This window comes from Terrimonas rubra (assembly GCF_042686025.1).
GTDB lineage: Bacteria > Bacteroidota > Bacteroidia > Chitinophagales > Chitinophagaceae > Terrimonas > Terrimonas rubra.
The window spans coordinates 137928-156670 of sequence record NZ_JBHUOZ010000002.1; the positions used below are offsets into that span (position 1 = coordinate 137928).

Sequence of the window (18743 nt, forward strand, 5' to 3'; positions counted from 1 at the left end):
AAGCCCCTCTTTTGGAAGGGCCTTCTTGTTGATTTGGTGAAATTCTTAACCCGGGATACGGGAAATATATTTTTCAATCTGTTTGATCTGGTCAACAATCTGCGGAGTGGTAGGTTTTAAAGCCTTACACTTGCGGAAAAAATCTTTGGCAGCGCGGAACTCTCTTTTGTTCATCATGATGCTGCACATCTGTAAGTAAGCGGCCGCTTCATTCTCTTTATCCGGCAAGCCTTTACGCAGGGCCGAACGGATATAGGCTTCTGCCTGTTTAATGTCGTTTTTCTGCATGGACAGCATACCCATCTGTAATAAGCTGGCGCCTTCGGCCTCTTTCATGGGCATACCCAGGTCCAGGCCTTTTTTCATCATTTTTTCTGCCCCGTCAAAATCCTGTTTCATCATGGCAATATTACCTTTCAGGGTAAAATATACCGAACGGATAGGCTTGTACAGCAGGTTGGGGAAATGGATGGAAGCCAGGATCTTTTCGGCCCCTTCCATATCGCCGCTTTCCATATAATCCTGTATCAAACGTAGGGGCCCAAAGAAAAAATGGCCCAATACCAGTATCACACCGATCAGGTAAAGGGGGAAAGCCGGCCAGAAGCTGGCAGCGAAGTTCACATAAACGCCCAGGGCAATCAACACAATACCAATCCACAGGCGATATTTTATCAGGAGGTTATAATACTTCATTTTTTTGTATTTCGGGCTGCAAAGATAAGGGTTGCGCCTAAAAATCTGCCGTAGGATGTTTTTGAAAAGCCAGAATACCTATTTTTGCACTCCGCCAGCGAAAAAACAGGATTTTCCTTCTTTTGCTGTGCCGGCCTCGTAGTTCAATGGATAGAATAGAAGTTTCCTAAACTTTAGATACAGGTTCGATTCCTGTCGAGGCTACAGATGGAGTGATAAGCAACGATATATCTCGCTTATCACTCTTTTTTTATCTGGATTTATTGCCCTCCATAAGAAGATATCTTGAAGTGGATTTCTGAAGCGGCAGTTCTTTCGCTGTTTGATTTTCTTAACTTTGCTACATGCAAGATAAAAATACCCGTTCTGTTTCCGACTTCAATAAGGAGCTAAGGTTAAAAGGGTTTAATGTCTTTCAAATAGAAAGCGACGGCGCAGCAACCCGTATCTATAGCCGGAAGGATTTTTACAAAATCTGCCTGACAACAGGAAAGAGCATTATTCATTATGCCGATAGAAGTTTCGAACAGGAAGGCACGGTTTTGTTTTTTGGCAACCCGTATATTCCATATTCCTGGGAAACCATATCCACGCATTATGTAGGATACACCGTTTTATTTTCAGAGGACTTTTTAAAAACGAGCGATCGGTCTGAAAGCCTTCAACAGTCACCGTTGTTTAAGATCGGCGGCACTCCTGTTTTAAAGATCTCGGAACAACAACGGTTATTTTTAAATACCATCTTTCAAAAGATGATTGATGAGCAACAGAGCAGCTATACTTATAAAGACGATCTTATCCGTAACTACATTCATCTCATCATTCATGAAGCGCTGAAGTTACAGCCTTCGGAAGATTTTGACCAACACCAAAACGCGGCTTCCCGCTTAACCGCAGTGTTTCTTGAATTGCTGGAGCGGCAGTTTCCCATTGAAGGTGTTGACCGGCCTCTTCAATTAAAGACAGCACAGGATTATGCAAACAATCTTCATGTACACGTCAACTATCTCAACCGTGCTGTAAAGGAAACAACCGGCAAACCAACCACTACCCTGATCAGTGAACGCATCATCAGCGAGGCCAAAGCACTTCTACAGCACACCGACTGGAACATTGCTGATATTGCCTATGCGCTTGGTTTTGAATATCCTACCTACTTTAACAACTACTTCAAGCGCCAGACCGGCACTAACCCCAAAGCATTTCGCGCAATGGAGGTTTGAAATTCTTAACTATTGGTTTGATAATCGTTATCAGCAGGGATAGTGGATACAAGACCTTTGCGGTATGGTATCAAATCAATATACTGAAGCATTTTTTAAACGGTTACTGAACGGTGAAACAATTACCGCAAATGACCCGGAAGCCTTTAAAATGAAGGAGGCTTCTTTTCTTACCAGAAAGCTATTGGTTCAGCTAAATAACGCATCAGATCCGGCGGAAATAAGAAGCTTACTAAGTCAAATCACCGATTCAGAAATTGACAGAAGTGTTGATGTATTTACTCCGCTGTATATCAATTACGGTAAGCACACCAAAATCGGTAAAAACGTCTTTATAAATTTTGATTGTGTTTTCCTGGATTTGGGAGGAATCACTATTGAAGACAATGTATTGATTGCGCCTAAAGTCAGTTTATTATCTGAAGGTCATCCACTTTCTCCAAACCACAGGCACTCACTTGCTCCGGGACATATTCACATCAGGAAAAATGCATGGATCGGTGCAGGTGCAACCATATTGCCGGGTGTAACTGTTGGTGAAAATGCAGTGGTGGCGGCGGGTGCCGTTGTTTCCAAAGATGTTCCAGCAAACACAGTGGTAGGTGGTGTTCCCGCTAAAATTATTAAAGCAATTCATTAATCATAAATCATCAGACAAATGAAAAAGATAACATTATTGATAATTGTATCTATCCTTTTTTTAGGACAACCCTTTGCCCAAACAAAAAAATCAAGCAAAATGCAACAAACAGAACATTACACCTTTACGCTGAGCGATAAGGTAACAAGACAAAAAGTAAGGTTCAAAAATCGTTATGGGATTACTTTAGCCGGAGATTTATACCTTCCTAAAGATAGCAGCGGTAAAACTTTGGCAGCGCTTGCCATCAGCGGCCCCTTTGGTGCTGTGAAAGAACAGTCTTCGGGATTATATGCCAATCAAATGGCAGAACGGGGATTTATTGTCCTGGCATTTGATGCATCTTACACAGGTGAAAGCAGTGGCGAACCAAGAAACGTAGCATCGCCGGATATTAATACAGAAGATTATAGTGCAGCCATTGATTTTTTAGGATTGCAAAAAAATGTAGACAGAAACAGAATCGGCATCATAGGAATTTGTGGATTTGGTGGAATGGCATTGAACGCTGCTGCAATAGATAAGCGAATAAAGGCAGTTGCAACTACGAGTATGTATGATATGTCACGCGTAATATCAAAAGGCTACAATGATATAGTTACACTTGAAGAGCGTACAAAAACTTTGGAAGATTTATCCCGGCAAAGATGGAAAGATGTGGAAACTGGTGACGCAGCATATCCTGCAGCTCATCTTCCCGAAAAACTGACAGGCAACGAACCTCAGTTTGTAGTGGACTATTTTAATTATTACAAAACGCCGAGAGGATTTCATGCACGTTCTGTCAATTCAACAACGGGTTGGAGATTAACCAGTGCCCTTTCTTTTATGAATATGCCTTTGCTTACTTATATAAAAGAAATATCACCAAGGCCCGTACTGATCATTGCCGGTGAAAAAGCACACTCTCGATATTTCAGTGAAGATGCTTACAAAGCAGCGGCAGAACCAAAAGAGTTGCTCATTATTCCAAATGCAGTACATGTTGATTTGTACGACAAAGTAGATATTATTCCATTTGACAAGTTGGTTGACTTTTTTACTAAAAATCTAAAATAATACCATGAAAAATACAGGATTGAAATTTCCAGCAGTCTTATTAGCCTTCCTATTTCATATCACAGTAAACGCCCAAACAATGAGTACGAAAGAAGATCAAAATAGAGCAGCCATATTTCCCAAAGGAGACAAAGCTCCAGCAGAATACTTTTCAGGCACTGCATGGGTAAAAACGCTGGTAGCCAACGACGATACCTTAACAACAATTATCAGCAATGTTGTGTTTGAACCTGGTGCAAGAAACAATTGGCATACACATCCGGCCGGTCAAATTCTCATTTGTACAGAAGGTACAGGGTACTACCAGGAAAAAGGAAAACCCATCCAGATACTTCATGCGAGTGATGTTGTGAGAATACTTCCAGGTGTAGAGCATTGGCATGGTGCTTCGCCTACCAGTAGATTCACACACATTGCCATCAATGTAAATACTGAAAAGGGTGTGGTGAACTGGTTGCATCCTGTAACAGATGAGGAGTATAACAAGAAATAAATGTATGTAGAAACGGTTTTCACCAACACCATCATTTGCCGTAAAAATTATGAGTTATGAAACGAGCACTCCTTTTTGGTTTAATGGCCGTGTCTTTTATTAGTTGTTCATGCGGTTCTAAAAATGTTGCTAACATCGTAAGCGACAACACCATACATCCAGAAAACGGGAAAATGAAAATAAAAATCGGAAATAGCACTTTTACCGCAACGTTATATAACAACGCAACAGCGTCAACCTTCAAATCACTCTTGCCGCTAACGGTAAACATGCTTGAGTTAAATGGTAATGAAAAGTATGTCGACTTATCCGGTAATCTTCCGACAAATGCATCCAATCCAAGAATAATACAAAACGGAGATTTGATGTTATATGGTTCTTCTACGTTAGTGTTGTTTTATAAAACATTCCCTACTTCATACGCCTATACAACCTTGGGACGGATTGATAACCCTTCTGGATTAACTGCCGCTTTAGGCGCAGGAAATGTGACGGTGACTTTTGAAAGAGAGTAAAAAACCAATAACTACTCAACAAGTTTTCTATCTTATAATCAGATTTTGAAAATTTGTTCTGCGAACACCTACAACCCAATGAGAATTCCTCGAACTTTTCTTGTCCCATTTGAGTTACTTAATGTAGCCAACTAGCCCAAATCCTCTAATATATGGTTCGAGTCTTCTATCCTTGGGCTACTTAACCGGCAATTGTGAACTGAAATTCACAATTCCGTTTTTTATGTGTAACCCTCAACCCAATACCATACCCATTTTTTTACACATTCATATTGCTTGCTGCTAAGTTAGGAGAAACAGGAATAATTAGTTGACCAAGTCAACTAATTTAATTATCTTAGCATTTTGGAGATTGTATCAAACTCATGAACATATGGAAAAGTCAATCATAAATAACATACGTGTATTTAACCGCTATTATACGAATCTAATAGGCTTACTGGATCAGGGATATCTTGAGACAGAATATACATTAACAGAAGCAAGGATTCTTTTTGAGATTTCTCCGAAGGGTAAGATAGATACATCCGAGATTATAGATGCTTTACTCATTGATAAAAGTTATCTGAGCAGGGTGCTAAAAAAGTTTGAAAAAAGAAACTTGATCACCAAATCAAAATCGGGAAAAGACGCCAGAGCAAGCCAGATCTCTTTGACAGAAGAAGGGAAGAACGAACTTGAGATACTGAATACATTAGCTAACAAGAAGCTTGAAGGCCTGCTAAAGGACCTGCCTTCTACGGACAAAAAACAACTTGTCCAACATATGAATTCAATAATTAAGATTCTCAATAAAAATTCTGCAGATAAAAAACTGTAATTATTGACAAGAAAACTACTTGAACAATTCTTTATGATACGTGCAGCTACTTTTCAGGACATCCCTGAATTAGAAAAACTTTTAGTCCTTTCAGTGCGAGGTTTAAGTAGAGAACATTACTCGCCAGGTCAAATAGAAAGTGCCCTAAAATATATTTTTGGGATTGACACCCAATTAATAAGTGACGGTACTTATTATATTTTTGAGATCGATAAGATTATAGCTGGCTGCGGAGGATGGAGTATGCGCAGGACTTTATACGGAGGCGACCAACATAAAAAATTGCAGGACACCTTGCTTGACCCAATTACAGAAGCAGCCAGGATAAGAGCATTTTTTGTGCATCCGGATTATGCGAGAAGAGGAATTGGCCGGCAAATTATGGGCTATTGCGAGCAACAGGCAAAAGCAAACGGATTTTCAAGTTTGGAGCTCGGCGCTACCTTACCCGGAGTTCCTCTTTATAAAGCAATGGGCTTCCGGGATGTTGCTAATATAGTAGAAATACTTTCAGACGGCGAAAAATTAGAACTCGTAAAAATGATTAAAAGTATCTAAGTACTTCTTTCAGGACATTTTCAATTCACCTGACACGATTGGATACGAAAATATTCGAAATGCTATTAATTATTCTACCCAGTCGTAATGGATAACACTCCTTGCATTTAATAACTATACTTTTTATCCCCACCAAACTAAAGTGTCATTAGCAACAATGCCTTACGATAGCCGGGTCAGTTGCCTGCGAATGTTATCAATTAATTGCTGTTCGTCCATTAATAGTTTGAGTGTGCCGGTTTACGCTTGTCACCGGTTTTCCAAATACACGCCATTCTACATGATGAAATCCGGGATGAGATCATCGCGGAAAATTTGTTTTACCAATTGAGTTTTTGAACAAATATTGCTACGAACTGCACCATTACGTACAAAAGGCTTTATATAAAAACTTCCTGGTTAATATGTAAATTTTGTTTTTTACGAGGATTGTGTAGCTTTAAATGATTTTCCGGAAGCGGGATACAACGTATTGCGCATGTTATAATTTATAACATGTACTTATCCTCTAAACAAATAAACTTGTTATATGGAAAAACATTCGCGCCGTTCATTTTTATACTCTTTAAGCATGCTGGCTGCCGGAACCGCAATTACCAGTCCCTTATTAGGCTTTAACACTACTAAAAAACTAAAAGTAGTACTGGTAGGAACAGGAGTACGTGGCATTTCTTTTTGGGGTAAAAGACTGGTAGAGCAATATCCTGACAAACTGGAGTTTGTTGGCTTATGTGACATTAATCCCGGCCGGGTGGCCTATGCCAAAAAGTTTATGAATGTGCAGTGCAAAACCTATACTGATTTTGATAAAATGATACAGGAGCAAAAGCCTGACCTGGTTATTGTTACTACCAAAGATTCGGTGCATCATGAGTATATAATAAAAGGATTGCATTATGGCTGTGATGTGCTTACTGAAAAACCATTGACAACTGATGAAGTAAAATGCAGGCAAATACTGGAGGCAGAAAAAAAATCGAACAGGAAATTGATTGTTGGATTTAACTACCGCTGGGGGCCTTATATGACAAAGATCAAAGAACTGTTACATGAAGGCCTTATTGGCGATATCACTTCGGTTGATTTTAACTGGTACCTGAATAACCACCATGGTGCATCTTATTTCAGGCGCTGGCACGGGCTAATGAACGGTGGCGGATCCTTGTGGGTGCATAAGGCAACACACCATTTTGATTTATTAAACTGGTGGCTTAACTCGGACCCCGAAGAAGTTTTTGCATACGGAGCTTTGGAACACTATGGCAGTAAAGGGCCTTTCAGGGGAGAAAACTGTCGTAGCTGTAATTATAAAAAAGAGTGTAACTATTATTGGGATATAACAAAAAGCGATCACGATATGCGTGTGTACGTGGATAATGAAAAGTATGATGGGTATATACGCGATGCCTGTTTGTTCAGGCATGAAATAGATATTTATGATAAAATGTCTGCCCAGATCAAGTATGCCAATAACACGATTGTAAATTATTCCTTAACTACCTATTCGCCTTTTGAAGGATGGCGTATTGCGTTTAACGGGCACAAAGGACGTATTGAAGCCTGGACAGATATTCCCTGGATGAAAAACGAAAATCTTAGCCAGGAAGATTTACATGCTGCAGAGATGAGCCAGGATAAGAGCGAAGAGAAATTAGTTGAGCCTGTTATATTGTTTAAAAACTGGGAAGATTATAAAACGATTAATGTCACCAGTGAACGTAGTGGCCATGGCGGCGGGGACAGGCGTTTACATGATAAGATCTTTGCCAATCCAGATGCACCCGACCCCCTGAAACATGCTGCCGGCTTAAGGGATGGCATCATGTCAGTACTTATTGGTATTGCGGCCCGTAAGAGCATTACAACCGGCCAGCCCATAAAAATTGCAGGGTTAACGGAGTTAAAACCAAGCGCTGACCGGACATAAACAGGAGGGCTGCACTTAAAATAGAAGTCAGCTACTTTGACTTTTAATATTCGCTGTTCATATTTTTAGGCATGCCTGAGCATGATACCGCTTTATGCCTTATTCCTATCCGGGAATAATGGAGTAAGCGGATTTAAGGTTATTTTTGCCGCAAACTGAATATTGAGTTATGGGGTATAAAAGTTTAGCGGCATGTGTGGCAGATCTTGAGCAAAACGGTCACCTGGTACGGATAAAGGAAGAAGTAGATCCTTACCTGGAAATGGCCGCTATTCATATGCGTGTATATGATGCGCAGGGCCCCGCTTTATTTTTTGAAAACATTAAAGGCTCTGAATACCCGGCAGTATCCAATCTTTTCGGCACCCTGGATCGTTCCCGTTTCATGTTTCGCGATTCATTGCACCATGTGAAGAAGCTGGTGGATGTAAAGATGAATCCGATGTCGGTACTCAAAAAGCCGTTACACTATATCGGGTCTTCTATGACGGCTTTGGGCGCCCTGCCCTGGAAGAAAAAACGGAATGCCCCAATTTTATACGGACAAACAAGTATTTCCAAACTGCCCCCGATAGTGAACTGGCCCATGGACGGCGGCGCATTTGTGACCATGCCCCAGGTGTACTCGGAAGATATCAATCAACCCGGTATTATGCATGCCAACCTGGGTATGTACCGCATCCAGCTTTCGGGCAATGAATACATTCCCGATAAAGAAATTGGTTTGCATTACCAGTTACACCGGGGTATAGGCGTACATCAAACCAAGGCCAATGCACTCGGCAAGCCACTTAAGGTTTCCATCTTTGTTGGTGGACCGCCATCGCATCCTTTATCAGCAGTAATGCCTTTACCGGAAGGGCTTTCAGAGATGATCTTTGCCGGGGCACTGGGCAACAGACGTTTCCGTTATTTTTATGATGAAGAAGGGTTTTGTATTTCTGCCGATGCTGATTTTGTGATAACAGGTACCGTATATCCCAATGAGAATAAACCGGAAGGACCTTTCGGAGATCATATAGGCTACTATTCGCTCACGCACCCTTTCCCTTTGATGAAAGTGCATAAAGTGTATCACCGCAAAAATCCCATCTGGTCATTTACCGTAGTTGGCCGGCCACCACAGGAGGATACCAGCTTTGGTGCACTGATCCATGAAATTACGGGTTCCGCTATTCCGCAGGAAATAAATGGTCTGCATGCCGTGCATGCGGTAGATGCCGCAGGTGTACACCCCTTGTTATTTGCCATTGGAAGTGAACGCTACACGCCTTATCAAAAAACAGAACGTCCGCAGGAGCTTTTAACCATCGCCAACCAGATATTGGGAAAAAACCAGTTAAGCCTGGCCAAGTACCTTTTTATAGCCTCACATGCTGATAATCCCCAACTCGATATTCATGATGTGCCCGGGTTCCTGGTTCATATGTTAGAGCGGATCGACTGGACACGTGATGTACATTTCCAGACCAATACCACCATCGATACCCTGGATTATACAGGCGACGGCTTAAATGCAGGTTCAAAAGTTGTATTTGCCGCTGTAGGTGCACCGCAATATCAACTGGCTAGTGAATTACCTGCGGGTATTAGTTTGCCACAACCTTTCAACCATGCAAAAATGGCTTTGCCTGGTGTACTGGTACTGGATGGTGCAGCTTTTACCACATACGAACAGGAAGCCGATAGCATAGAGCGCTGGACAAAACTTATAACCGGTGATATGCTTACGGGAATACGCATGATCATTATTGCCGATGATGCCGGCTTTACAGCCGATACGATCAATAACCTGGTTTGGGTAGCTTTTACCAGGAGTAACCCTGCTTATGATATTTATGGGATAGATAGTTTTACCCGTTTCAAACATTGGGGATGTAATGGGCCACTGATCATTGATGCCCGTACCAAACCGCATCATGCACCAGCCTTGATCAAAGATGCGGCTGTTGAACGGAGGGTAGACCGGTTAGGAGAAAAGGGCGCATCCCTGCATGGGATCATATAATTATTTCCCGGTGGTCTTAGCCTTCGTCAGCAATCAACCTGCCTGCGCGGGAGAAAAACATACCACTTTGATAAAATCGTATACCCTCTATTCTGATATCCTGAAAGAAGGCTGATTTATAGTAGTATATGCATATGATGCATTGAAATTGCTCCTCACATCATTATCCCAGTAATACACACTTTTAAAACGGCTTCTCCGCCGGCAGGTAAATTAGTTTGCAGATTTAACCGAAATCCATATTTTACACAACAATAACCATAAACCTCTCTGTCATGAAAGTTCTCCTCATCGTTCTTTCGCTGTTTGCAGTTGTTCAATACATACCCGCCCAAAACAAAATGCCTGTCCGGATTGATACCCTTGCAGAAAGACTGGGGAAGGATTTTATGAAACAAGAAGGGACTGTCGGGCTTTCCATTGGTGTATACCAAAACGGGGAAAAACATTTTTTTAATTTCGGCTCGCAGGTAAAAGATAAGCAGGTCCCCGTAACATCCAAAACCATTTATGAGATCGGGTCCATCACTAAAACATTTGTCAGCCTGGTATTGGCAAATGCAGTTGTAGAAAAAAAACTGGCCCTTAACGATGATGTACGGAAATACCTGGATGGAAATTTTCCTGGTCTTGAATACAAAGGAAAGCCTATTACTCTTGCTCACCTGGCAAACACTACCTCCCGTATTCCAAACTGGCTACCGCTTACGCCTTCCCGCATTACTGATGCTCCCGGTGATTCAACGGCTTTCCTGCGGGAAAGCATTTATGGCGGCTATTCCCGGAAGGATTTTTTTAATGCCCTGGCAACTGTCCGGCCTGATACCCTGCCCGGAACCAAATCCGCTCATTCCAATGCGGCAGCGCAGTTACTGGCCTATATACTGGAGAACGTTTATAAAAGCCCCATTAATGAGCTGGTTGAAAAATATGTGTTAAGTCCTTTGAAAATGAAGGGAACGGGTTTCCTGGTCTCCGGAAACAAAAACCCTTTGCTTGCAAAAGGATACAATGTAAAAGGACAGGCCATGCCTTATTTTACAACTGAGTTTTTAAAGGGTGTTGGCGGGTTGAACTCCTCTGCGTCCGACCTGGTGCAGTTTATCGAGTACCAGCTCTCATCCGGCAACAACGCCATTGATCTTTCCCACCAGACATCTTTCAATGCCGGCTATTACCAGATTGGCCTGAACTGGCTCATATATAAACATGAGAACGGTTATCGCCAGCTGTGGACCGATGGCGGCACCTATGGTTTTTGCAGTTATCTTGTTATTTATCCTGAACTCAACAGCGGCGTTGTTTTACTGGCCAATGAAAGCGACGACAATGTTCCCGGTAAACTGGGAGACATCGCTTACCAGTTATTTTTATTGATGGGACAAAAACATTAACACCCGCTGCATCCTAAAGGTGGCATCTTAAATAGCAAACAGGGATCAACCAGTCAACCTATTGTAAACAACAACACCTTCTTGCATATTTTCCGGGAATTTGTAACAAATAGGATGATCTAAACGTCCCTGCTTACATGCCATTAAAATTCTTATTTCTTTTTACCGTTTTACTTATTACCCACCGGGTAGTTGTTGCGCAAAGCAAGGCGTACCACCCGTTAGCCAAACAATTTGATTCCGTTTCCCGCTACCAGCAGTGGGCTGCGGATATCCCAGGTTACGTGGTGGCTATTACTACCAGGGACCAGGTGATCTATGAAAGATCAGCCGGGGTAGTCAGTACCATTACCCATCAAACCGTTAACCGGTTCTCCGACTTTCATATGGCTTCGGTATCAAAACCTTTTGCAGCCACGGCCATCCTGCAATTATGCGACCAGGGTAAACTGCATATTGACAGCACCCTGGTATCCTACCTGCCTTATTTTTCGATGAAGGATCCGCGTTATAAAGCTATTACCCTATACCATATACTCACGCATAGTTCTGGCATTCCCGATGTTACCAATTATGAATGGGATAAGCCGCAAACCGATGACCAGAGCGCTATACGTTACGCAGGAAGTTTTACCGGAACTGATTTAGATTTTACCCCGGGAACGGAATTCCGGTACAGTAATGCTGCCTATGATATCCTTGCTGCAGTTATATATCAGGTAACCGGCCTGACATTTGAGGCGTATGTAAAACAACATATACTGCAACCCATCGGTATGTCAGCAAGCAGCTTCCTGCTCAGTAATACGGTGAAAACCAATTTTACGCAACCACACGAAATAGATTCAAAACTGGCGCTGTCTCCTGCTGCAATCTATCCTTATAACCGTATCCATGCACCCAGCTCTACACTCCATTCCAATTTAAATGACCTGGTTAACTGGGCCCGGCTTTTTTTACAGGAAGGTTCCCTGTCTGCTACAACTATTTTAAAAAAGGCAACCTGGCAAAAGATGATCACCCCGCAACGCCTTGTTGACGATCGTTACCAGGTATGTCTCAGCTGGTTTGAAAGCCTGATTGAAGGCCGGAAAGTTTATTTTCATTCGGGTGGCGATATCGGTTACCGGACTTTTGTAGGATTTTGTCCTGCAGAAAATATAGCAGTAATACTAATGGGCAATAACGACCTGTTTGACGGTGCAACAGCCGGCTTTATGTACTTTCAAACACTGTTTACAGGTAAAACGCCTGCCATGCCCCTGAAACCGGCACAACTGGAATGGCGAAAACATATACTGAATGGCGGATTAGCGAAAGTGAAAAAAGTGTATGCCCGTATGAAGGCAGAACGACCCATACGTTATGATACCGGCGGCAGTTCCGTTCTAGAGCTGGCCAGTTTATTATTTGGCCGGGATCACCGCCGGACTGCTACGGATGTATTACTGTGGGGAGCATCCTTATACCCGCAGGATGGTTCCTGGTATGGTCACCTGGGTGATATACATACGGTGTGGAAGCAAAACGATAAAGCAAGACAGTATTATCAGAAAGCAATATTACTTATGAGCGGAGAACAGCGTATACAAGCCGAAAATAAAATGAAGGCACTGATTACAAATAAATGAAAGCATAGCAGCAATTGAAAAAATGTTTCAATTGAGCATTTTTGTTTTATGAAAAATTATTTAAAGCCCTGTTTACCCGGCCAGCATCTCTTTTTGTTTTTTTACCGTTAACCCAATGCCTATTATTAAAAAGGCCATGAAGGTTGGATATATAAGGCCAAATATTTTGTTTGTAGCAGTAAGGGAGAAGCTGAAAGATAACATTATATGCAGGATAGCAGTTAGCATCATACCTACTGTTCCAATAGTGAAAAAAGGATGAAACTTTCTCATCTTATTTTAAACTTACCATACGCTATATTTTAAACATATGGCAAAACTCAAGCTTGTCTCCCGCACACACCAGTTGAAGTTAGTTAAAAAAATGACAGTCTCCTCTTCCTCGCTGTGAGTAAACCGCATCAGTTTCAATTGTGTATACCATAAATGTGACAAGTCATGGTTCTAACCATGACTTGTCACATTTATAAAGTATCTCTTAGTATTATTTACTGTTTAATAAACTTATGAACGGTTGCTAGACCATCCGCCGAAATAATATGGGCATAATAAATTCCTTGATGCAATTTCTCCAGCGGAATAACCAGCTCAGCATTATTAGCTTTCGCCTGTTTTATTTTCCGGCCTGTTACATCGTAGATATTCACCGTTTCATTATTATTTAACCCTTTAATGATCAGTTCTGACCTGGCAGGATTAGGATAAAGTATCACAGCAGCGACATTCTCTATCCTTAGGTTGCGCACAGGACTATAATCAAACTTACCGTCTATATCGGTCTGCCGCAGGCGATACCTGTTCTGCCCGCTCAGGGGAGCATTATCTGTATAGGTATAACGAAGTTCAAGATCACTGTTGCCGTTACCGGCTTTTGAATTTTCAAAACCAATATTATTCCAGGTTATACCATCTGTACTTCTTTCTATACCAAAGCCTTTGTTGTTTTGCTCCCAGGCCGTAGCCCATTGCAGCAACACCTTATTGCCGGACTTCACCACTTCAAAGTTTTTTAATTGGACAGGTAAGCCACAATTCGTACTCACCAGCACGGTGTCAGAACTGACACATCCCCCAACCGGAGTAGTGATACTCCATGCAAAACGATAATTGCCGGAAGCGCTCAGGCCTGAAACACTTGTAGTGGGATTAACCGTATTGGAAAAAGCAGGTGATGTTCCGGCAGGGGTGGAAGCTACTGTCCATACACCTGTTCCCGCACCTGTGGCATTGCCCTGTAAGGAGGCAGTTGTAACGCACCCTAAGGACTGGTCACTACCAGCATTTGCATTAATTACCTGTACCAGGTGTACCGTAAAATCGTATTGCAGCGGGCCGGGTATGCCTGAGCAGGCATATTCCTGTTCCAGGAAAGGCCCTGCGCCATTACCACTGAAAGGGATAATACGTATCACATAATCACCCGGTTTATCCAGGTTGGACATTAGTACATTCGTTAGAGTAATTCTTCGCAAGTTAGATGCAGGAAATACAGGCGTAGCCGATCCTGCCGGTTTGGATAATACCTGGAAATTATAGTAGCCGCCAAAGTCCTGGAAATAACTGGAATTAACAACGCCCTGGTATACAGCCGGCAAGGCTATGCTGGCACTTACGGTTCCGGTACCCGGATAACAAACCGTCATATCCGGCACAAAAAGTGGCGGGCGGCCGTTATCGGAAATATGGATATAATAGGGTTGTGAACGTATACAGGTAGTTCCCGTGTTTACTGAGAATTTATAGGTACCTACTTTCCATCCGCCGGGCCCGGGATCTATACTTACAGTACGGTTTGCCGTACCGGCACCGGTTTGCGTAATAACAGGCGTACTGGCCCCGGGAGGTAAAATGCCGGTACTGGTAACATTGGTTACAGTTGTAACGGGATCCGAAGGATTAAGTGAAAAATAAAACAGTTCGGGTGTAGCAGTGCCGGCAATGCCGCAATGCACTTCGCCACCTGAGCCGCCGGGGCCATAGACCACCAGTTGTTCAGGAGCACCATGTCCAGGAGGTTGAAAATTTACAGCCTGGGGCTCTATGCCGGTGATGGTAAATGTCATAAGGGCGGAGGTTACCGTACCACAACAATTGCTCACCGTAATCGTAAAGGTATAAGCACCGGGAATGGTGGCTCCCGTTACAAATACCCGGCGCCCTGTAAGACTGCTGAAGGCAATATTGGCGCCTGCAGGCTGGCTGCTTACATTTAGGGTAACCGTTGTGCCATTGGCAGCAGCACCAGCCGATCCCGGTGTGCCGGTTGAGAAAGCAGGATCGGAAGGAAGGTCAAAAAACTGGATGGGATTATTGTCTATACACCTGGTTACATCGGCTACATTTAGCGCCGGGTTAGGGCAAAAGCGTACTACGGTCGTATCCTTGTAGGTACATACTCCATCTGCAGATACGATGGTTAAAATGGCATAATAAGCCGGGTCAATATTGTGATTGGCTTTATTGACCAGTGAAAAAAAAGGTGTTGCAACGGTCGTACTGCTGAAAGAGGCATTGGTGGTAAGCGTAGCGCTGATCGACTCATAGCTATATATATTCAGCGTTGACCAGGAGCCGGTATAACCGGGTGGTATCACCCCATCGAGCATAACGGTTCCGGTAGTGGCACAAATACCGGTTTTGTCCGGCCCGGCCGTAAAAGAGGCCGGCCTGGGATGGGCCGTAATGGTCACCAGCGACACGGCCACACCCGTGCCACAGGGCTGGCTTAACTGGAATACATAATTTCCGTCTGTATTCATACCTGTTACATTGGTAGTAAGCAAATTGGGTGAAACGATAACCGGTGTCACAGGGCCTGAAACAAAGGACCATACAGGGCTTCCGGCCCCGAGTGTGCCCGATACCGTACCGGTTAAAGTGGTGGTTGAACCGCAGGTAACCAGGTTACCGCCGGCATTGGCCGTACAGTTTTGCGCTCCCGCTTTAAAAGATTGTGTCGTTAAAACAAACAGGCAACCCAGTATTATGGCCGATCGCAGATTGAAATAGTATTGTTTACAATAAGAAAAAACTATCTTTTTATAATGATATATATATGTTAATGACATAAAATATTTTTGAAAATTTTAAGATGGTAACGTTATATAACAACGTTATAATGCGCATATGCGGAAGATTTAATGACCTGTACTTGCAGAAAGGAATGACGGTATTCACGTCCTGTATTTTTTACACCTTATATCCCCGGATTTACGCTAAGCCTGTGATAGAGATACTGCTGTATCACCTGCATAAGAAAGTATAGTCCCTGTACTTCATAACCTTTGTTTTTTTGATCAATGATTGCAAAATCAACTGACCGGATTAATAAATTAAATAATTCAGGCAGGGTTAACAAAGTGTCTGGCATATAAAAGTATGGCCCCATGAATGGGGCCGTTTACTCCTAGGTTTCAAAATGTTCACCACATATCATTCAATATGTGTTATCCAGCTTTAACCCCGACCTGTATTTTTACATAGGATCATGAATAAACAAATCTTTCAATACGTTTTCCGTGCGTCAGCACATATACCATATGCTGCCGTCCGGCTCTTTATTCAAACCGGCTATCATAAACTGGATATAGGGCGGTTAAGAGGGGGCGTAATCATGAAGACATTAATATGCGGCTTAAAGGGGGGTATTTTGCAAAAGATCAATTGTGCCTGTATACTGCTTAATGAAGTTATTTTAACGGTTATTGTATCATTATTTTTTGAGCATGTTTATGCCAGGGGCTGTAATTTATATTTTGCCTGCGGTATTCTTTGGGTGCTACACCGGTATACCTTTTAAAAAAACGGCCGAACAGGGATTGATTAGCAAACCTCAACTGATCGGATACAACAGCAACCGTGGCATCCATTTCTGTCAACAAGATTTTTGCCTCATGTATGGTGCGTTCGGCAATAAGTGTATGTGGAATTTTACCCGTAGAGTCTTTTACAACCTTGGACAGATGACGGGCACTGATGCCCAGGACTGAAGCATAATACTTCACCGTTTTTTCATCCCGGTATTTATTTGCCACTAATGTGAGGAACATTTCAGTCAGCTCCTTACTTCTTTTCCGGCTGATCACTTCATTTTTTTCCAAGAAAATATATGGCGAAAGATCATATATAAAAGACAGGAAACCGTGGGCCAGGCTTTCTTCGTATAATGGTGTTTGGCGTGGACGGCGGGCTTTTCTTTGTAAAGAAGCCAGCATATCAGTAAAGTACATTGCTTTTTCGGGGGTAAGTTCTATAACCACTCTTTTTTCCACCGATAACCTGTTCTTGTGAAGTTGCAAGCCTACAAGCCCTGCCTGCTCCGCGTAACTCAGTGAAAAGGTCATGGCCGAAAAAGAAAAAGAATCACTCATGGTTACCACTTCATAGAGCATATCATGAAACCCAAAAAAGAGATTACCTTCTTTTATAATATAATCACACATATTGTACCGTAACTGGATACTGCCGCTTTTTACAAGTAGAATAATAAGTGTATCCGGCCGAAAAGTATTTTGTTTACAAACAAAGCCATAGCCGCCTTCAAAAAAATTAATCCCGTCCCGGGATGTGTTCTCTTTTTGAACCATCAGGACATCATGAATGGTGGAAAAGTTATTTTCATCTTGCCAATACATACAGGTTGTTTTACAAAAGGTTATAAGTGTCTTTGAAACACTTATGCAAAATAAGATCATTCTGAACTAGTAAAAAATGACAGATTTCTATTATTTTTTTTGATTTGTTTATCACCCGGCATCATTTATATAACTAACTTTATAAGCCGGAATAAACTCAAAAAAATGATACACTCCGCCTGCAGCCTGCCATAGACAGCGTTAACAATGAAAGTTGGCCGGAATTATATTCTATTTGAACGGTACTAATGATCATGTAATGAGTTCCTTATGATACAGCCTATTTATCATTTTATTTATATTATATGAGAAAGGTATCCCCAATGGAATTAAAAGAGTTCGTTGAACGGTACAAAGCGCCGGACATTGATAGCAGGATCGCCGATTATTATAACTTCTTCTTACCAACAATTAAGCAGGCGGAAAACTTTGCCATTGGCCCTTTTTTCTGGTATATCTCCGATTACCAGAAAATGACCATCGCCCTTGCCAGTGAAAATGTAAAAGACCTGACCCCCTATAACCGGGAAGAATTGTATACCCTTAATGCGGAAAAATTAAGTGACCAGCATCACCCCGAAGACAGGCTTTATATCCTGGCAGCTTTCAGTTTTCTCCATGAAGCATATCTTAACCTGGATGAAGCGGGGCGAAAAAGTATTAAGTTCAATATATATGACAGGTTTTTAAACAATAAAGGCGAATACAGGTGGGTAATGATTCAGGTACCAGGTCTTTATATCAACAGTCAAAACCAAATTGAAAGCGCCCTGGTTATTTTTTATGATCTGTCACATCTTAAAATCAGCGGCACTCCCTTAATGTCCATGATCAATTATGCGCAGCAGGAAGTGCAATATTTTAAACATATTGATAAACAGATAAAAAAAGCAGATCTAAAAACGCCTTATATTACCAAACGGGAAAAGGAGATCCTTTACCTGATGTCACAGGGTTACAATACACCTGAGATCGCCCAAAAGCTATTTATCTCTTATCATACAGTAGAAAACCACAAGAGAAATCTTCGGAAAAAAACCCATACCAAAACATCCTCCGCCCTTTTAACCTATGTAATAACCCATAACCTGTTATTAATAGAGCCTCAATAAAATACAGGTTAACGCTTGGCCGGAAATTTTGTC

General features: G+C 42.1%; 16 protein-coding genes and 1 tRNA gene. 13 read left to right on the plus strand and 4 right to left on the minus strand.

What is annotated here, in order from left to right:
* Window positions 1-45 precede the first annotated feature (45 nt).
* Window positions 46-696 (minus strand): tetratricopeptide repeat protein, encoded by a 651-nt coding sequence (locus ACFS6H_RS08980; protein ID WP_386097464.1) that lies wholly within the window; start codon window positions 694-696, stop codon window positions 46-48.
* Between the two features lie 132 nt (window positions 697-828).
* Here ACFS6H_RS08980 and ACFS6H_RS08985 point away from each other — a divergent pair.
* The 12 genes from ACFS6H_RS08985 to ACFS6H_RS09040 all read left to right on the plus strand — a co-directional run bounded on the left by ACFS6H_RS08985 (window position 829) and on the right by ACFS6H_RS09040 (window position 12964).
* A tRNA-Arg gene (locus tag ACFS6H_RS08985) sits at window positions 829-900 on the plus strand.
* A 140-nt stretch (window positions 901-1040) separates the two neighbouring features.
* Entirely contained in the window at window positions 1041-1919 is an 879-nt protein-coding gene (locus ACFS6H_RS08990; RefSeq protein ID WP_386097466.1) for a helix-turn-helix domain-containing protein, read from the plus strand.
* 64 nt (window positions 1920-1983) lie between these two features.
* Entirely contained in the window at window positions 1984-2559 is a 576-nt protein-coding gene (locus ACFS6H_RS08995; RefSeq protein WP_386097468.1) for a DapH/DapD/GlmU-related protein, read from the plus strand.
* An 18-nt stretch (window positions 2560-2577) separates the two neighbouring features.
* The gene (locus ACFS6H_RS09000; protein WP_386097470.1) at window positions 2578-3618 is read left to right on the plus strand and encodes an alpha/beta hydrolase; all 1041 of its coding nucleotides are present in this window, start codon (window positions 2578-2580) and stop codon (window positions 3616-3618) included.
* A gap of 4 nt (window positions 3619-3622) precedes the next feature.
* Window positions 3623-4111 carry a (R)-mandelonitrile lyase gene (locus ACFS6H_RS09005; RefSeq protein ID WP_386097472.1) on the plus strand — a complete coding sequence of 163 codons (489 nt, stop codon included), beginning with the start codon at window positions 3623-3625 and terminating at the stop codon, window positions 4109-4111.
* Between the two features lie 56 nt (window positions 4112-4167).
* Window positions 4168-4626 carry a cyclophilin-like fold protein gene (locus ACFS6H_RS09010; protein ID WP_386097474.1) on the plus strand — a complete coding sequence of 153 codons (459 nt, stop codon included), beginning with the start codon at window positions 4168-4170 and terminating at the stop codon, window positions 4624-4626.
* Between the two features lie 373 nt (window positions 4627-4999).
* The gene (locus tag ACFS6H_RS09015) at window positions 5000-5446 is read left to right on the plus strand and encodes a MarR family winged helix-turn-helix transcriptional regulator (protein WP_386097476.1); all 447 of its coding nucleotides are present in this window, start codon (window positions 5000-5002) and stop codon (window positions 5444-5446) included.
* A gap of 3 nt (window positions 5447-5449) precedes the next feature.
* Complete coding sequence (locus ACFS6H_RS09020) at window positions 5450-6004, plus strand: GNAT family N-acetyltransferase (RefSeq protein ID WP_386097478.1); 555 nt, start codon at window positions 5450-5452, stop codon at window positions 6002-6004.
* Window positions 6005-6533: 529 nt separating this feature from the next.
* Window positions 6534-7931, plus strand: a complete 1398-nt coding sequence (locus ACFS6H_RS09025) for a Gfo/Idh/MocA family oxidoreductase (RefSeq protein WP_386097480.1) — start codon at window positions 6534-6536, stop codon at window positions 7929-7931.
* A gap of 169 nt (window positions 7932-8100) precedes the next feature.
* The gene (locus ACFS6H_RS09030) at window positions 8101-9939 is read left to right on the plus strand and encodes a UbiD family decarboxylase (RefSeq protein ID WP_386097482.1); all 1839 of its coding nucleotides are present in this window, start codon (window positions 8101-8103) and stop codon (window positions 9937-9939) included.
* A gap of 275 nt (window positions 9940-10214) precedes the next feature.
* A complete protein-coding gene (locus ACFS6H_RS09035) occupies window positions 10215-11333 on the plus strand; it encodes a serine hydrolase domain-containing protein (RefSeq protein WP_386097484.1) in 1119 nt (372 codons plus the stop codon).
* 137 nt (window positions 11334-11470) lie between these two features.
* Window positions 11471-12964, plus strand: coding sequence for a serine hydrolase domain-containing protein (locus ACFS6H_RS09040; protein ID WP_386097486.1), 1494 nt, complete (start codon window positions 11471-11473; stop codon window positions 12962-12964).
* A 72-nt stretch (window positions 12965-13036) separates the two neighbouring features.
* On the opposite strand, the gene ACFS6H_RS09045 is transcribed toward ACFS6H_RS09040, so the two are convergent.
* The 3 genes from ACFS6H_RS09045 to ACFS6H_RS09055 form a co-directional block, all read right to left on the minus strand.
* Window positions 13037-13237, minus strand: coding sequence for a hypothetical protein (locus tag ACFS6H_RS09045; protein ID WP_386097488.1), 201 nt, complete (start codon window positions 13235-13237; stop codon window positions 13037-13039).
* Window positions 13238-13452: 215 nt separating this feature from the next.
* Window positions 13453-16032, minus strand: a complete 2580-nt coding sequence (locus ACFS6H_RS09050; RefSeq protein WP_386097490.1) for a T9SS type A sorting domain-containing protein — start codon at window positions 16030-16032, stop codon at window positions 13453-13455.
* A gap of 633 nt (window positions 16033-16665) precedes the next feature.
* Window positions 16666-17598: a helix-turn-helix domain-containing protein gene (locus tag ACFS6H_RS09055; RefSeq protein ID WP_386097492.1), complete on the minus strand. Its 933-nt coding sequence runs from the start codon at window positions 17596-17598 to the stop codon at window positions 16666-16668.
* Window positions 17599-17903: 305 nt separating this feature from the next.
* On the opposite strand from ACFS6H_RS09055, the gene ACFS6H_RS09060 reads away from it, so the two are divergent.
* Window positions 17904-18710 carry a LuxR C-terminal-related transcriptional regulator gene (locus ACFS6H_RS09060; protein ID WP_386097494.1) on the plus strand — a complete coding sequence of 269 codons (807 nt, stop codon included), beginning with the start codon at window positions 17904-17906 and terminating at the stop codon, window positions 18708-18710.
* Window positions 18711-18743 lie beyond the last annotated feature (33 nt).

What these genes read in the sequence shown, in the direction of transcription:
- ACFS6H_RS08980 (WP_386097464.1), bottom strand. Translation starts at nt 696, where the DNA reads ATGAAGTATTATAACCTCCTGATAAAATATCGCCTGTGGATTGGTATT.
- ACFS6H_RS08990 (WP_386097466.1), top strand. Translation starts at nt 1,041, where the DNA reads ATGCAAGATAAAAATACCCGTTCTGTTTCCGACTTCAATAAGGAGCTA.
- ACFS6H_RS08995 (WP_386097468.1), top strand. Translation starts at nt 1,984, where the DNA reads ATGGTATCAAATCAATATACTGAAGCATTTTTTAAACGGTTACTGAAC.
- ACFS6H_RS09000 (WP_386097470.1), top strand. Translation starts at nt 2,578, where the DNA reads ATGAAAAAGATAACATTATTGATAATTGTATCTATCCTTTTTTTAGGA.
- ACFS6H_RS09005 (WP_386097472.1), top strand. Translation starts at nt 3,623, where the DNA reads ATGAAAAATACAGGATTGAAATTTCCAGCAGTCTTATTAGCCTTCCTA.
- ACFS6H_RS09010 (WP_386097474.1), top strand. Translation starts at nt 4,168, where the DNA reads ATGAAACGAGCACTCCTTTTTGGTTTAATGGCCGTGTCTTTTATTAGT.
- ACFS6H_RS09015 (WP_386097476.1), top strand. Translation starts at nt 5,000, where the DNA reads ATGGAAAAGTCAATCATAAATAACATACGTGTATTTAACCGCTATTAT.
- ACFS6H_RS09025 (WP_386097480.1), top strand. Translation starts at nt 6,534, where the DNA reads ATGGAAAAACATTCGCGCCGTTCATTTTTATACTCTTTAAGCATGCTG.
- ACFS6H_RS09030 (WP_386097482.1), top strand. Translation starts at nt 8,101, where the DNA reads ATGGGGTATAAAAGTTTAGCGGCATGTGTGGCAGATCTTGAGCAAAAC.
- ACFS6H_RS09035 (WP_386097484.1), top strand. Translation starts at nt 10,215, where the DNA reads ATGAAAGTTCTCCTCATCGTTCTTTCGCTGTTTGCAGTTGTTCAATAC.
- ACFS6H_RS09040 (WP_386097486.1), top strand. Translation starts at nt 11,471, where the DNA reads ATGCCATTAAAATTCTTATTTCTTTTTACCGTTTTACTTATTACCCAC.
- ACFS6H_RS09045 (WP_386097488.1), bottom strand. Translation starts at nt 13,237, where the DNA reads ATGAGAAAGTTTCATCCTTTTTTCACTATTGGAACAGTAGGTATGATG.
- ACFS6H_RS09050 (WP_386097490.1), bottom strand. Translation starts at nt 16,032, where the DNA reads ATGTCATTAACATATATATATCATTATAAAAAGATAGTTTTTTCTTAT.
- ACFS6H_RS09055 (WP_386097492.1), bottom strand. Translation starts at nt 17,598, where the DNA reads ATGTATTGGCAAGATGAAAATAACTTTTCCACCATTCATGATGTCCTG.
- ACFS6H_RS09060 (WP_386097494.1), top strand. Translation starts at nt 17,904, where the DNA reads ATGAGAAAGGTATCCCCAATGGAATTAAAAGAGTTCGTTGAACGGTAC.